Annotated in this window: 11 protein-coding genes, 1 other RNA gene and 1 pseudogene; 7 read left to right on the top strand and 6 right to left on the bottom strand. The window is 63.5% G+C overall.

Annotated features, from left to right (window positions below; translation table 11 throughout):
• Positions 1–45 precede the first annotated feature (45 nt).
• From ctaD to F0Q45_RS00385, 3 genes are all read right to left on the bottom strand, one after another.
• Positions 46–1,776 (bottom strand): aa3-type cytochrome oxidase subunit I, encoded by a 1,731-nt coding sequence (gene ctaD, locus F0Q45_RS00395; protein ID WP_149652002.1) that lies wholly within the window; start codon positions 1,774–1,776, stop codon positions 46–48.
• Between the two features lie 142 nt (positions 1,777–1,918).
• The gene (locus tag F0Q45_RS00390; protein WP_149652062.1) at positions 1,919–3,481 is read right to left on the bottom strand and encodes an alpha/beta hydrolase; all 1,563 of its coding nucleotides are present in this window, start codon (positions 3,479–3,481) and stop codon (positions 1,919–1,921) included.
• Between the two features lie 65 nt (positions 3,482–3,546).
• The gene (locus tag F0Q45_RS00385) at positions 3,547–4,878 is read right to left on the bottom strand and encodes a WS/DGAT/MGAT family O-acyltransferase (protein ID WP_373424890.1); all 1,332 of its coding nucleotides are present in this window, start codon (positions 4,876–4,878) and stop codon (positions 3,547–3,549) included.
• Between the two features lie 204 nt (positions 4,879–5,082).
• On the opposite strand from F0Q45_RS00385, the gene panB reads away from it, so the two are divergent.
• Entirely contained in the window at positions 5,083–5,937 is an 855-nt protein-coding gene (panB, locus tag F0Q45_RS00380; protein ID WP_149652000.1) for a 3-methyl-2-oxobutanoate hydroxymethyltransferase, read from the top strand.
• Position 5,938: 1 nt separating this feature from the next.
• Here the strand turns inward: panB and F0Q45_RS00375 are convergent, their stop codons facing one another.
• Entirely contained in the window at positions 5,939–6,304 is a 366-nt protein-coding gene (locus F0Q45_RS00375; protein ID WP_149651999.1) for a heme-binding protein, read from the bottom strand.
• A 199-nt stretch (positions 6,305–6,503) separates the two neighbouring features.
• Between F0Q45_RS00375 and F0Q45_RS00370 the strand changes: the two genes are divergently transcribed.
• The gene (locus F0Q45_RS00370) at positions 6,504–8,069 is read left to right on the top strand and encodes a CYTH and CHAD domain-containing protein (protein WP_149651998.1); all 1,566 of its coding nucleotides are present in this window, start codon (positions 6,504–6,506) and stop codon (positions 8,067–8,069) included.
• Between the two features lie 33 nt (positions 8,070–8,102).
• On the opposite strand, the gene rnpB is transcribed toward F0Q45_RS00370, so the two are convergent.
• An RNA gene (gene rnpB, locus F0Q45_RS00365) (RNase P RNA component class A) lies at positions 8,103–8,529 on the bottom strand.
• Between the two features lie 126 nt (positions 8,530–8,655).
• Here rnpB and F0Q45_RS00360 point away from each other — a divergent pair.
• A pseudogene (locus tag F0Q45_RS00360) lies at positions 8,656–8,888 on the top strand (2OG-Fe(II) oxygenase); the annotation flags it as partial.
• Positions 8,889–9,014: 126 nt separating this feature from the next.
• On the top strand, positions 9,015–10,598 hold the full coding sequence (locus tag F0Q45_RS00355; RefSeq protein ID WP_149651996.1) for a phospholipase C: 1,584 nt from the start codon (positions 9,015–9,017) through the stop codon (positions 10,596–10,598).
• Positions 10,599–10,718: 120 nt separating this feature from the next.
• Here the strand turns inward: F0Q45_RS00355 and F0Q45_RS00350 are convergent, their stop codons facing one another.
• A complete protein-coding gene (locus tag F0Q45_RS00350; RefSeq protein WP_149651995.1) occupies positions 10,719–11,000 on the bottom strand; it encodes a hypothetical protein in 282 nt (93 codons plus the stop codon).
• A gap of 42 nt (positions 11,001–11,042) precedes the next feature.
• Here F0Q45_RS00350 and F0Q45_RS00345 point away from each other — a divergent pair, with 42 nt between their 5' ends.
• From F0Q45_RS00345 to mhpA, 3 genes are read left to right on the top strand one after another with little or no spacing between them, the layout of a single operon-like run.
• Complete coding sequence (locus F0Q45_RS00345; RefSeq protein ID WP_373424888.1) at positions 11,043–12,212, top strand: VOC family protein; 1,170 nt, start codon at positions 11,043–11,045, stop codon at positions 12,210–12,212.
• Positions 12,209–13,156, top strand: a complete 948-nt coding sequence (locus tag F0Q45_RS00340; protein WP_149651993.1) for a fumarylacetoacetate hydrolase family protein — start codon at positions 12,209–12,211, stop codon at positions 13,154–13,156. Before F0Q45_RS00345 ends, F0Q45_RS00340 begins: the two co-directional genes overlap by 4 nt.
• The gene (gene mhpA, locus F0Q45_RS00335; RefSeq protein ID WP_149651992.1) at positions 13,153–14,712 is read left to right on the top strand and encodes a bifunctional 3-(3-hydroxy-phenyl)propionate/3-hydroxycinnamic acid hydroxylase MhpA; all 1,560 of its coding nucleotides are present in this window, start codon (positions 13,153–13,155) and stop codon (positions 14,710–14,712) included. Before F0Q45_RS00340 ends, mhpA begins: the two co-directional genes overlap by 4 nt.
• The last annotated feature ends 2 nt before the right edge of the window (positions 14,713–14,714 follow it).

Here is a 14,714-nt window from a genome sequence, read left to right as displayed (position 1 = left end):
CTTGATCTCGTATCGGCGTGGTGCGCAGTGATACGCGCCAGCCGCTCAGCCCGCGCTGACGCTCTCCACTTCTTCGTGTTCGTGGTGCGGCCGACCGACATGGGCTTCAGCGCGCATTCGCTTCACCATGTGCGGGTAGTGCAGTTCGAATGCCGGCCGCTCCGAACGGATCCGGGGCAGTTCGGTGAAGTTGTGCCGCGGCGGCGGGCAGCTGGTAGCCCATTCCAGCGAGTTGCCGTGCCCCCAGGGGTCGTCGACCAGTACCGGCTCGCCGAAGCGCCAGCTCTTGAACACATTCCAGATGAACGGCAACACCGATACGCCAAGAATGAACGCCCCCACTGTGGAGATCACGTTCAGCGTCTGGTAGCCGTCGCCGGGCAGATAGTCCGCATACCGGCGCGGCATGCCGGCATTGCCCAGCCAGTGCTGGACCAAGAACGTGGTGTGGAAACCGAGGAAGGTCAGCCAGAAGTGCAGCTTGCCCAGCCGCTCGTCGAGTAGGCGTCCGGTCATCTTCGGGAACCAGAAGTAGACGCCGGCATAGGTGGCGAACACGATGGTGCCAAACAGCGTGTAGTGGAAATGGGCCACCACGAAATAACTGTCGCTGACGTGGAAGTCCAACGGTGGGCTGGCTAGCATCACTCCGGTCAGGCCGCCGGCCAGGAAGGTGACCAGGAATCCGAACGAGAACAGCATCGGTGTCTCGAATGTCGACTGGCCCCGCCACATGGTGCCGATCCAGTTGAAGAATTTCAGACCGGTCGGCACCGCGATCAAGAACGTCATGAAGGAGAAGAACGGCAGCAGCACCGCACCGGTGGCGAACATGTGATGTGCCCAAACCGCCACGGACAATGCGGCGATGGATAGTGTCGCGTAGACCAGCGTGGTATAGCCGAAGATCGGCTTGCGCGCAAATACCGGGATGACCTCGGAGATGATGCCGAAAAAAGGCAACGCAATCACGTATACCTCGGGGTGCCCGAAGAACCAGAACAGGTGTTGGAACAGGATCACCCCGCCGTTGGCCGCGTCGTAGATGTGCGCACCCAGGTGGCGGTCGGCGGCCAGCCCGAACAGCGCAGCAGTCAACAGCGGGAAGATCATCAGCACCAGCACGCTGGTGACCATGATGTTCCAGGTGAAGATCGGCATCCGGAACATGGTCATGCCCGGGGCGCGCAAGCACACCACGGTGGTGAGCATGTTGACCCCACCCAAGATGGTGCCCAGACCACCAACGCCCAAGCCCAGAATCCACAGGTCGCCGCCCACGCCGGGACTGTGGATCGCATTGGACAGCGGAGTATAAGCGGTCCAGCCGAAGTCGGCCGGACCGCCGGGGACGATGAAGCCACTCAACGCGATCAAGGCCCCAAAGACAAACAGCCAAAACGACAGGGCGTTAAGACGCGGAAAGGCCACGTCGGGAGCGCCGATCTGCAGGGGCAGCACCAGGTTGGCGAAGCCGAACACCACCGGGGTGGCGTAGAACAACAACATCGCCGTGCCATGCATGGTGAACAGCTGGTTGTACTGCTCGTTGGACAGGAATTGCAGGCCCGGCGCGGCGAGCTCACCACGGATGAGCAAGGCCATCAAACCGGCGATAAAGAAGAAGATGTAGCAGGCGACCATGTACATGATGCCGATCATCTTGTGATCGGTCGTGGTGATGATCTTGTAGATCAGGTTGCCCTGAGGCCCGATCCGAGCCGGAAACGGTCGGCGGGCCTCCAGATCTTCGACGAGCGGCGCTTCAGTGGTCATGGGTTAGCTCCAAGGGATACGGGTGACCGGCCATGCATTCGACACAAGCCGCCCAAGTATTCCGGGCCGCGACAACGCCGCCCTAGGGCCAAACGTCCCTAGCTGTCTGAGAGTCCTGATGGCCCGCCTGTTTCGGCCGGAGCTAGCACTTGGCCCCGTTGGGCGGTGTCGTTCCGCCGATCAGATACGCGGTGACGTAGTCGTCGATGCAGCTGTCGCCCTGGAATACCACGGTGTGCTGGGTGCCGTTGAAGGTCAATAACGAGCCACGCAGTTGGTTGGCCAGGTCGACTCCGGCCTTGTACGGCGTCGCCGGATCGTGGGTGGTGGACACCACGACGGTCGGCACCAGGCCCGGGGCCGACACGGCGTGTGGCTTACTGGTTGACGGCACGGGCCAAAACGCGCAGGTGCCCAGTGGCGCGTTGCCGGTGAACTTCCCGTAGCTCATGAACGGCGCGACCTCGCGCGAGCGGCGGTCTTCGTCAATGATCTTGGCGCGGTCGGTAATCGGCGGCTGGTCCACACAGTTGATCGCTACCCGCGCATCAGTAGCGTTGGTGTAATGGCCGTGCGAGTCGCGTCGCATGTACATGTCGGCCAACGTCAGCAAGGTATCGCCGCGATCGTCGGCCAGCTCCGACAGGCCGTCGGTCAAGTGCTGCCATAAGTTGGGCGAATACAGGGCCATGATGGTGCCGACGATGGCGTCGCTGTAGCTCAGACCGCGCGGGTCGTTGGTGTGCGCCGGCCTGCTCACTTGCAGGTTGTTCGGGTCCACCAGCGGGTCGACCAGGCTGTGGTAGACCTCCACGGCTTTGGTGGGGTCGGCGCCCAGCGGGCAGCTCGAATCCTGAGCGCAGTCAGCGGCGTAGTCGTTGAACGCGTCCTGAAATCCTTTGGCCTGACGCAGATCCGCCTCGATCGGATCCGCATTGGGGTCCACGGCGCCGTCGAGGATCATCGCCCGCACCCGCTGCGGGTAGGCCTCGGCATAGGCGGAGCCGATTCGGGTGCCGTAAGAGTAGCCCAGGTAGGTCAGTTTATCGTCGCCCAGCGCGGCCCGGATGGCGTCCAAATCCTTTGCGACATTGACCGTCCCGACATTGGCCAAAAAGTTCTTGCCCATCTTTTCCACACACCGGCCGACGAATTGCTTGGTCTCGTCCTCCATGCGTGCCACGCCCGCCTGGCTGTAGTCGACCTGCGGCTCAGCCCGTAGCCGGTCGTTGTCGGCGTCGGAGTTACACCACACCGCGGGCCGCGAGGAAGCCACTCCCCGGGGGTCGAAACCGACCAGGTCGAAGCGCTCGTGCACGCGCTTGGGCAACGTCTGGAAAACACCCAACGCGGCTTCGATGCCCGATTCACCAGGGCCACCGGGATTGATGACCAGCGAGCCGATCTTGTCCCCCGTCGCCGGAAAACGAATCAAGGCCAGGGCCGCCACGTCGCCGCCAGGATGGGAATAGTCGACCGGCACGGCCAGCTTGCCGCACAGCGCGCCACCGGGGATCTTGGCCGCCGGATTGGAGCTTCGGCACGGTGTCCACTGCACCGGCTGTCCCAGCTTAGGCTCGGCCATGCGGGCACGCCCTCCGACCACGCGGATGCAGCCCGTGAGCACCAGCGCCACGGCCGCAATCGCGGTCCAGACCAGCAGCAGGCGCGCGAGCTTTTCGCGGCGAGACAGGAACCGAGACAGGAACATGGAAACCTATGGTGCCAGAGACCACCGAAGATGCTGGCTAGCGAGCGTCGCGACGCCGATTACCCGACGGGCGCCAGCAGTTCTTCCATCCCGACGGCAAACTCGTCGGCCAGCTCCCACAAATCCGGTAGCAAATCTGGACACGACACCAGCCCGATGTCCAAGTTGCCGTTCAGCGACATCACGGTGATGTTGAGACCCGAGCCATGAAAGATCGGCCCCAGCGGATACATCGACTTGACCTCGCACCCCAGCAGGTACAACGGCACCTGCGGCCCCGGCACATTGGAGACCACCAGGTTGTGCACGGGCAAACTCGTGGTCAGCCGGGTCCTGGCATATACCCGCATGGCGATCCCGAAGACGGCCGGCGCGGCGAACTGGGACCAGTCCTGCAACAGCGTGGCGCCGATGGCCGAACTGTGGCCCTTGGCAACCGAGTTCGCCTGCGCGATGGCTTTTAGACGCTCCACCGGATCGGCGATTTCGGTGTGCAGGCTAGCGAACATGGCTGAAACTTGGTTACGACCGGGACGATCGGACTTGCCGTGCACCGAAATCGGCACCGATGCCACCAGTGACGACTCAGGCAGCGCGTCGCGCTCGCCTAGGTATTGCCGAAGCACCCCAGACACCAAGGCCAGCACCACATCGTTGACCTTGACGCCGAAGTGGTTTTTCACGGTCTTGATGTCCTCGAGATCCAGCTGCGCGTATGCGATGGAGCGGCGGCCGCTGATACTGGCGTTGAACACCGTGCGAGGCGCGGCAAACGGACGCGCCATGGTCAGCCCGTCGCGGGCCCGTAACACGGTCGAGACCACCGAGGACACCGTCTGCGGCACTATGTTGGCCAGTTGCAAGGGCCGGGCGGCGAACCTGACCAGACCGCCGGCGGCAATTTGCCAGCCGGTGCCGTCCCCGACGCCGGGCACCGGATCTGGCGCGGGTGCGTCGGCTTCGGTGGTGCACACCTGCGACATCAGATTGGCGCCGGTCACGCCGTCGACGGCGGCATGGTGCACCTTGGTCATGACCGCCAGGCGGCCGTCGCGATGGCAGTCAGTGCCTGCCACGCCTTCGATCACCCACATCTCCCACAGCGGCCGGGCGCGGTCCAAGGGCAGCGACGCGATGTGGCCGCAAATCTGGGCAAGCTCGACCCGCCCGCCCGGTGGTGGCAGTCCGATGCGGTGCAAGTGGCGATCGATATGGAAGTCATGGTCATCCACCCAGACCGGGTGGTCGAGGTTCAGCGGGCTGTTGGCGAGCTTTTCGCGAAACTCCGGCATCGCTGTGATGCGCAGTGACAGCGCGTCGCGCAACCGGTCGAAAGTATAGCCGCCCGGCATCGTCGACGTATCCAGGTCCATGATCGAGCAAACATGCATCGACTGAGAGGAGGTTTCCAGGTATAGGAAGCTGGCATCAAGGCCGCTGAGCCGTTGCATCCGCCGATGGTATGCCGATCCCGGGGCCCGCGGTGCACCGGCACGGCAGAGCTGGCAGACTTGGCAGAGTCAGACGAACCCGGGGACCCAAGCAGGGCCACGAGGATCGACCAGACCAACACGTAGGGACAATTAGGGACAATGATGTCTGAGCAAAATATCTATGGGGCCAGTCCGTCGGCGCCGGTCAACCAGGCCGCCGCACGGACCAAAATCCGCATCCAGCACTTGCAAAAGTGGAAAGCCGACGGCCATAAGTGGGCCATGTTGACGGCCTACGACTACTCCACCGCACGGGTCTTCGACGATGCCGGCATCCCGGTGCTGCTGGTCGGCGATTCTGCGGCGAACGTCGTCTACGGCTATGACACTACGGTCCCGATTTCGATCGATGAGCTGATTCCGCTGGTCCGAGGCGTCGCCCGGGGTGCCCCACACGCGCTGGTTGTCGCAGACCTGCCGTTCGGCAGCTACGAGGCCGGTCCCACCGCTGCGCTGGCTGCTGCGACCCGGTTTATGAAGGAAGGTGCCGCGCACGCCGTCAAGCTGGAAGGCGGCGAGCGGGTCGCTGAGCAGATTGCCTGCTTGACGGCGGCGGGTATCCCGGTGATGGCCCACATCGGTTTCACTCCGCAAAGCGTCAACACACTCGGTGGGTTTCGGGTGCAGGGTCGCGGTGACGCCGCCGAACAGACTGTGGCGGACGCCATCGCTGTCGCCGAAGCCGGCGCCTTCGCAGTGGTGATGGAGATGGTGCCGGCAGACCTTGCTACTCAGATCACCGGCAAGCTGACCATTCCGACGGTCGGGATCGGAGCCGGGCCGAACTGCGACGGCCAAGTTCTGGTCTGGCAGGACATGGCGGGCCTCAGCAGCGGCAAGGCTGCTCGCTTCGTCAAGCGCTACGCCGATATTGCTGGCGAATTGCGCCGCGCGGCAGCACAATACGCAGCAGAGGTGGCCGCCGGGGCATTCCCCGCCGAACAGCACTGCTTTTAGGTTATTGCTGACACCTATTCCGGAAATCGGTGAGCGGCTGACGAATGCTCTGCAGCTCGGCGTGAACGCCCGGGTTGGCGTCCATGTACTGCTGCAGCTGGTCACGCAGTTCGTCGCGAGGCTGGCCCCTCAAGGTGGTGAAGTAGTCGTTGACGTCCGGGTGGGTGAACAGGTAGGCGGCGGTCGCCGCCGCGACTCCGGAGGACACCCCGGCCAAATCGGCCGCCGTGCAGTTCGGCGGCGGCGCCGGGTCCTCCGGCTCCGCCCAAGCCAGGCCGGCCGCACCGAAAAGCGTTGCGGCGCTCATCCCACCGGCTACTAGCCCACCGGTAAGCACGCGGGGCGCGGCACCACCGAAGAACAACATCGACAGCTCCTGCGTCAGGGAAACGAAAGTAGCGGTAAGCCCGCACTGAAAACGATAGGTGGTGTTGACGACACGCGTAGACAAACATGCCGTAAACCGGCTACCGGAGCCTGAGCCGGGCCGGTAGCCATGGTGTGGCACTCTATGATGCCTATCTACAATTTACGAGCGCGGTAGCGCGCTTTCAGCGGAGGCGGAAATGCCTGTACAAGCGCCCAAGACGGCGCGCCATATGGAGGTCGAGCGCAAGTTCGACGTGGTCGAGTCGACAGTTTCGCCTTCGTTTGAGGGCATTGCAGCGGTGGCACGGGTCGAGAAGAAGCCGGTCCAAGCACTTGATGCGGTGTACTTCGACACACCCGCGCAGGACTTGGCTCGCCACCGCATCACCCTGCGGCGCCGCACTGGCGGCGCCGACGCGGGTTGGCATCTGAAATTGCCGGCCGGACCCGATGCCCGTACCGAGATCCATGCTCCGATCGGGTCCCAGCAGGCCATCGGGGAGGCGGTACCGGCGGAGTTGCTCGATGTGGTGCTGGCGATCGTTCGCGACCGTCCCGTTGAGCCGGTGGCTCGAATCACCACTCAACGTGAAAGCCAATTCCTCTACCGCGCCGACGGTGCCGCGCTGGCCGAATTCTGCAATGACCACGTCACCGCGTGGTCGGTTGGACAGGTTGATGATTCTGCTGCCGCGCCCGCCGAACAACAGTGGCGCGAGTGGGAACTCGAACTCATCGATATCGCTGGAGCCGCCGGCCATGAGCTGCTCAACCGGCTGAGCAACCGTCTGCTCGACGCCGGCGCGGCACCGGCCGGCCACGGCTCCAAGCTGGCCCGGGTCTTGGGCGCGGCATCGCACGTGGCTCGCACGCCACCGGTGGACCCTGTCCACCGCGCGGTGGCCCAGCAGGTGGAAGAGCTGTTGGTATGGGATCGGGCGGTGCGCGCCGACGTTGACGATGCCGTGCATCAGATGCGGGTGACCACCCGCAAGATTCGCAGCTTGCTGAAGGATGCCCAGGATTTGTTCGGGTTGGCCGACGGTGCCTGGATACTCGACGAGCTGCGAGAGCTCGCAGGTGTCTTGGGTGTGGCGCGCGATGCCGAGGTGCTCGGGGAGCGTTACCAGCGCGAACTGGACACCTTGGACCCGGAGCTGGTGCGCGGCCCAGTACGCGAACGTCTCGTTGCGGGCGCTCGTCGCCGTTATCACACCGGTCTGCGGCGGTCGCTCGTCGCCATGCGTACCAAGCGGTACTTCCGGTTACTCGACGCGTTAGAAACGATGGTGGCCGAATACCCGGTGATCGCGTTCGGCCAGGGATCGCAATCGGTAACCCCGGTGGGCATCGACGGGGCCTACCGCCGCGTCCGCAAAGCGGTCAAGGCCGCGCAGGCGGCTGCGGGGGCTGACGGCGGGCACGGCCACGACGGTCCCGGCACGGACTACAATCCCAACGAGGCGTTGCATCGGATCCGCAAGCGCGCCAAGCGGTTACGCTACACCGCGGCGGCCACCGGCGCGAATCAGGTGGCCCAGCAGGCCAAGGCCATCCAAACGTTGCTCGGTGATCATCAAGACAGTGTGGTCAGCCGGGAGCATCTGCTTGCGCAGGCCGAAGCCGCCCATACCGCAGGCGAGGACACGTTCACCTACGGGCTGCTCTATCAGCAGGAGTGCGATGTGGCCAAAAATTGTCGGGACCGGCTCGACGCTGCGCTGCACCAGCTCGACAAATCCGTGCGCAACACGCGACGCTGAGCCCAGCCGACAAGCGTCGTACGTCGGCGAGCGCGGGCGAGTTGGCCTGTAAGCCGGATTCTGTTCCCCACCGCCGCGGCTGAACCAACGGCGGCACGGCGGCGACCATCCATCTGGGCACACCGTTGCCGGGTGCCTCGAGCGGCCTACCCGCAGACTCGGGCGAGCAACCCTCGAACGTCTGCGCGGCCGCACTTGCGGTGCGGCCTTCTTGGCCTTGCTTCGGGTGGGGTTTGCCTAGCCATCCCGGTCGCCCGGGATGCTGGTGCGCTCTTACCGCACCGTTTCACCCTTACCACCACGAAGGTGGCGGTTTGTTTCTGTGGCACTTTCCCGCGAGTCACCTCGGATTGCCGTTAGCAATCACCCTGCTCTGTGAAGTCCGGACTTTCCTCGACTCGGCGCTGGCCTTGCGCGCTAACACAAGTCCAACTCGAGCCGCGGTCGCCCAGCCAACTCGTCCGCGACAAACACGGTACCCGCTGCACATATTCCGGGCCAGCGGTTGGACCCAGGAAAGTCATTGCCCGGCGGGACGTTGGTACCAAGCTGACGACATGACCAAAACCCTCCGAAGGCTGCCAACGCCCGGGCCGTCTGGGCCAAGCTCGGCCGGGACGCCCCGCGGCCCGACTGCTCGATGACTGGTTGGCGGCCTGCCGCGCCGCCGCCCAGATCAGGTTGACCGCTGTCATGCTCAAGTACGGCATCGACGATTGGACTGCTCTGCATCAGGATCTCTACGGGGACTTGGTGTTTCCGCTTCAGCTGGTGATCAACCTGCGCCGCCCGGACGCCGACTACACCGGCGGCAAATTCGACGCGGCTTGACCGCACTCTGCTCGGCAATAGCGAAAACTCGCACCGACACGCCGGTCGGCGTGTCGCAAATAGTCAACCTCGCAAATATACGGTGAGCGCAATGCGCAACAGGAGGGCGTCACAGTGAGCGAAGGCCCCCTCGGCGGAATCTCCCGTCGAGTGTTCTTGGCCAAAGTCGCCGCCGGCGGTACCGGCGCGCTAATGTCCTTCGCCGGTCCCGTTATCGAAAAAGCGTACGGAGCCGGGCCGTGCTCAGGGCATTTGTCCGACATTGAGCACATTGTGTTGTTCCTCCAGGAGAATCGATCGTTCGACCACTATTTCGGAACGCTGTCGGCCACCGACGGCTTCAACACTGCCTCACCCGCATTCCAGCAAAAGGGCTGGAACCCGCAGACGCAGCAACTCGATCCCGCGGGCATCACGATCCCCTATCGCTTCGACACCACCCGGCTCGTCCTTGACGGCCAGTGCCTCAACGACCCCGATCACTCCTGGACAGGGATGCACAAGTCCTGGAACAACGGCGCCAACGACAACTGGCTACCAGCGCAGGTCGGCAACAGCCCGATTAGCGGGAACGTCCCCACGGTGATGGGTTACTACACCCGCAAAGACATCCCGATTCACTACTTGCTGGCCGACACCTTCACCATCTGCGATCGGTACTTCTGCTCAGTGTTGGGTCCCACCCTGCCCAACCGGCTCTATTGGATCAGCGCCTCGATAGACCCCGCCGGCACTAACGGTGGGCCGCAGCTCACCAGCCCCGCCGCCGAACCGATCGGCCAGTTCAGCTGGACCACCATGCCGGAGAATCTGAACGCGGCGGGCGTCAGCTGGAAGCTGTATCGCAACAAGAGTCTCGGGGCAATCGGTAGCAACTACTTCAACTACACCTACGACCGAATAATGATGTATTTCAAGCAAGCCCAGAATCCGCGCTCAGATTTGGCTCGCTTCGGCATTGCCCCGACCTACCCCCACGACTTCGCCGCTGACGTCAGGGCCAACAGGCTGCCGCAGGTTTCCTGGGTGGTTCCGAACACCCCCGTGTCCGAGCATCCCGCATTCCCGCCGGCCGTCGGCGCCATCGGCATCGTGCAACTGATGAGGATCCTGCTGTCGAACCCGGCGGTATGGGAAAAGACCGCCCTAATCGTCGCCTATGACGAAAACGGCGGCTTCTTCGACCACGTCACTCCACCCACCGCGCCGCCGGGTACACCCGGTGAGTATCTGACGGTGCCCGACATCAACTCGGTCGGTGGATCCGGAGGCATACGTGGACCCATCGGTTTGGGCTTTCGCGTCCCGTGCTTCGTCATCTCGCCCTACAGCCGCGGCCCGCTGATGGTCCATGACGTGCTCGACCACACCTCGCAACTGAAATTGATCGCCAAACGGTTTGGCGTGCCGGTTCCCAACCAAACCGCCTGGCGCGACGGCACGGTCGGCGATATGACGTCGACATTCAATTTCGCCTCCCCGCCCAACCCGTCGCGCCCCAACTTGGATCACCCGGTGCTGGATGCCGTACCGAAGCTGCCGCAGTGCATACCCAATGTGTTGCTGGGGACTACCGGACTGAATCCGGACCCGGTGACCCAGCTGCCGCAGGGCATCCCCTATCGGGTTCCCTACCCGCAGGCAATGCCCGGGCAAGAGACGACGCCGGCCCGCGGGATCCCCAGCGGGCTCTGCTGATGAAGGTAGTGCTGGCCGATGGCAGCGGATTGCTGGGTCGGCGAATCGCGACGACCTTGGCGTCCGCGACCACGATGTGGTGGTCCTGACCCGTCGGGTCGACCCGGCGCTGGACGTACGTCAAGTGGCTTGGGGCGGCGGCACCCCGTCGGCGACTGGACCGCCGAACTCAAGGGCAACACCACCGTGCTCAACCTCGCCGGCAAGCTCGTGGATTGCCGGCCCACCGAGCGCGATGTCCTCGCGCTGACCGAGAGCACTGCGCCGCCCACCCAGGCGCTGATGCAAGCCCCACAACAACTGAAAAGACCACTGGCGCACTGAGCGGGCTTTCCCCTCAGCGATGTCCGCCGTATCCGCTACCTCGGCGACTCGTCGACGCCTGGGCCCGATGGTACTCAAGTTATGAATTTTTGTTCATCTTGACTGATGATACATTCTTGAATGAGGATATCGTCAGAATATGCCTCGGGAGGTTCCTTCGTGACATTCGATCTCGCCGCACACAACGACCTGCACAGTGAGCACGGCCCCGGCAAAGGAGAGCACCCGGGTCGCTCGCGCAACCCGGTGATCAAGGTCCACGACGTCGCGTGGCTCGAGTTCGAGAAGCCCGATCTTAGCCGCGCCGCGGCTTTTGCTGAGGCGTTCGGCTTCGCTATTTCCGCGCGCACCCCCGATGAGCTGCATCTGCGAGGCGCTGATGCGGGAGCGCCGTGCGTTCTGATCCGGCGCGGCCACCGGTCCCGATTGGTCGGAGTGGCGTTCACCGCTCCAGACGAAGGCGACCTGCTGCGACTATCCGAAGCGACCGGATGTCAGCCTCGACGACTGCCCCAAGCTCTCGGCGGAAGCTGCGTCGACCTGACAGATCCGGGCGGACTCACAGTTCGCGTGCTGGCCGACACTGACCAGCTAGATCCGTTGCCGGTGCAGACGCCGCACCCCCTCAACACGGGGCACGAGTTGCATCGCGTCAACGCCACACAGCGGCCGTCACGCCGACCAGCTACCGTGCAACGCTTGGGGCATCTGGTCCTGCAGACCCCGACATACCTGGAGACACTCGACTGGTATCTCAACACGCTGGGGCTGATCGTCAGCGACTTCCTGTTCTACCCGAGTCAGCGCGATCAGGGACCGACCATGAGCTTCATCCGCTGCGACCGGGGCATGACTCCGACCGATCACCACACATTGGCCCTCGTTTTGGGGCCAGCCAACCGCTATGTGCATTCTGCCTATCAGGTTTGCGACCTGGACGCGTTGGCCGCCGGCGGCGAGTACCTGACCCAATGCGGTTATCGCCGATCATGGGGTATCGGCCGCCACATCCAGGGCAGCCAACTCTTCGACTACTGGCGTGACCCGGACGGGTTCCTGGTCGAACACTTCACCGACGGAGACGTGTTCGACTGCACCCTCGAACCCGGTTGGGCGCCGTTCGCCGCGTCCGGACTTGCGCAATGGGGGCCGCGTGCGAGCCGAGATTTCCTCGGCACCAATCTCAAATCATTACCACGGGAAGCACTTTCGATCATCCGCGCGCTGCGCGCCGACAACGAGTTCGATTCCCAACGCTTGCTGGGCATGATCAAGGCAGCCAACTCATGAGCATCGCCATCCTGCGTACCGCAGAGGCCTGGTGGGTGCAAACTCCCAGTGGCGCCGCCAGAATCGCAACCAACGCCGCCACCACCGGCGAGTTGTTGGCAGATCGAGCGACCCTGTCGAACCCGGACGCCGCAGCGGCCAGCAGCGACGCCGTGCCCGTCGAGACCCTGCACCTGGTCTCGCCGGTCACGGCGCCATGCCGGGTGGTGGCCCAGATGACCAACTTCGCCTCGCACGTTAAAGACTCCGGCATGGACCCGAAGTCGATTCCGCTGACCTTCTTCCGCAAAGCATCTGGTTCGATCAGTGGGCCGTTCGACGACATCGTCAAGCCAGAGCACGTTCGATTCTTGGATTACGAGGTCGAAATCGGTTTGGTTATCGGCCGACCGTTACCCGTTGGCAGTACCGTCACGACCGACAACTGGTCCGACTATGTTGCCGGCCTGGTAATCGCTAACGACGTGTCAGCGCGCGACATCCAGCTTCCCAAGACCCAGTTTTACGAAGCAAAGTCGTATCCGACATTCACTCCCGTCGGGCCCGCGCTGGTGCTGCTGGACTCCAACGAGCTCAAGCGCTTCGGCGATCTGCGCCTGCGACTGCGGGTCAACGGCGAACTGCGCCAAGACATGCAAGTAGCCGGCGATATGATCTACTCGCCGCTGCAAGCTCTGCAGGCGTTGGCACGATTTCAGCAACTCCAACCCGGAGATCTCGTGCTGACCGGAACTCCGGAAGGTACCGCGCTCAGCGCTCCGGCGAAGCCGGTCCAAGTTATCAGTTCCCTGCTGCCGTCGGCGTTCAAATGGAAAGTCTTTTTCCGGCAGCAAGCCAACAACAGCAAGTACCTGCACGACGGCGACATCGTCGAGGCTACGGTGGCCACCGCCGAGGGCACCATCGACCTCGGTACCCAACGAACAGAGGTGAGGTATCAATGAACTCACCATCGGACGATGCTTTGCCCGTAGTCATCGTCGGTGCCGGCCCCACCGGAATCACCGCGGCTACGTTGCTCGCCCAGTACGGTATACCGTCCTTAGTGCTCGACCGGTGGGAAACCGTGTACCCGCAGCCGCGAGCGGTACACCTTGACGACGAGACCAGGCGGATCATCGCGCGGCTCGGCATCAACGACGAATTCACTGCGATCTCGCGGCCGGCGCTGGGCGCGCGGCTTGTTGATCCCGACCTGAAAACTCTTGCTCAAATTGATCGCGATCCGGCGCGCAGCATACACGGCTTCCCACCGGCCAACATGTTCGAACAACCGGTACTCGAGGAGCTGTTGCGCTGGAATCTCAACAGATACAACTGTGTCCAGCTCCGCGGAAACACGGAGGTAGTCCACATCCGTCAGCATGGGACCGGCCGTGTGCACGTCACGTTCACCGATCGCCTTACCGGTGAGCAGGACGTAGTCGAGGCCAGCTACCTCCTGGGGTGTGACGGCGCGAACAGCGTTGTCCGCACCGCGATCGGCGCCGCGATGGAAAGCTTTCGTTTCGACCAGCGCTGGCTCGTCGTCGATGTGGCAACCGATGCCCATCTCAACCTTTGGGATGGCGTGTACCAGGTCTGCAGTCCAGAACGGGCAGCCACCTACATGCGGATCGGCGACAACCGCTACCGGTGGGAGTTTCAACTCCGGACATCGGAGACCGCAACCGATTTCGACACCGTCGAGCACCTCTATCCGCTGATTTCCCCTTGGGTCAGCGGCATCTCAGCCGAGGAGTTGACCTTGGTGCGCGTGGCTGAATACACGTTTCGGGCCTGCGTTGCCAGCAGGTGGCGCAAGCACAACGTCTTCCTGCTCGGTGATGCCGCGCATCTGACTCCGCCATTCATTGGCCAAGGCATGGGAGCTGGTCTGCGGGACGCGGCGAATCTGGCCTGGAAATTGGCCGGCGTCGTGACGCAAGACCTTCCGACCAGTGTGCTTGATAGTTACGAAGCAGAGCGAAAACCGCACGCCAAGAAAATGATTAGACTAGCCGTGGCAATGGGATGGTCCATGACAGCCGGCGGCCGGATCGGCAATGCCGTCCGTGCAGCGGTGGTTCCCCGAGCGCATCTCATTCCCGGAGCGCGGACCCTCATTACCACTAGCCGAACCCCGGCCCTATCCAGTAGCGTATTGGCGCACAAGAGATTCAGTGGCCGGCTACGGGCGGGAAAACTGTGTCCTAATGCTCTGCTGCCGGGAGGCGCCCGGCTCGACTCGGTACTTGGTAATGGGTTCGCCCTGGTCACCACCCGACCTGTCAACTCGCTTCAGCGCGAGCAGGTCCTTCGACGCGGGGCAACCATCGTCAACGCCCCGCCAGCAAGCGAACTTGCGCGTTGGTTACGACGCGGCGGTGTCAAGGCGGCGATAGTCCGGCCGGATCGCACCGTGCTGCGGGCTGGCCGCCAGCTTGGCCCGCTGTGCGACGCAATGCCCCGATTTTTGTTTTCCCGCAACGGCAATAACACACAGTCCGAGAGGAGATGACG

Source organism: Mycobacterium simiae (assembly GCF_008370645.1).
Taxonomy (GTDB): domain Bacteria; phylum Actinomycetota; class Actinomycetes; order Mycobacteriales; family Mycobacteriaceae; genus Mycobacterium; species Mycobacterium simiae_A.
The sequence above is the reverse complement of the archived record's forward strand: the minus strand, read 5'-3'. Positions and strand labels throughout refer to the sequence as shown.

Excerpts from the sequence above, each read along its gene's own strand:
- F0Q45_RS00370 (WP_149651998.1), top strand. The coding sequence starts at position 6,504 with ATGCCTGTACAAGCGCCCAAGACGGCGCGCCATATGGAGGTCGAGCGC.
- F0Q45_RS00345 (WP_373424888.1), top strand. The coding sequence starts at position 11,043 with ATGAGGATATCGTCAGAATATGCCTCGGGAGGTTCCTTCGTGACATTC.
- mhpA (WP_149651992.1), top strand. The coding sequence starts at position 13,153 with ATGAACTCACCATCGGACGATGCTTTGCCCGTAGTCATCGTCGGTGCC.
- F0Q45_RS00375 (WP_149651999.1), bottom strand. The coding sequence starts at position 6,304 with ATGTTGTTCTTCGGTGGTGCCGCGCCCCGCGTGCTTACCGGTGGGCTA.
- ctaD (WP_149652002.1), bottom strand. The coding sequence starts at position 1,776 with ATGACCACTGAAGCGCCGCTCGTCGAAGATCTGGAGGCCCGCCGACCG.
- panB (WP_149652000.1), top strand. The coding sequence starts at position 5,083 with ATGTCTGAGCAAAATATCTATGGGGCCAGTCCGTCGGCGCCGGTCAAC.
- F0Q45_RS00340 (WP_149651993.1), top strand. The coding sequence starts at position 12,209 with ATGAGCATCGCCATCCTGCGTACCGCAGAGGCCTGGTGGGTGCAAACT.
- F0Q45_RS00385 (WP_373424890.1), bottom strand. The coding sequence starts at position 4,878 with ATGCATGTTTGCTCGATCATGGACCTGGATACGTCGACGATGCCGGGC.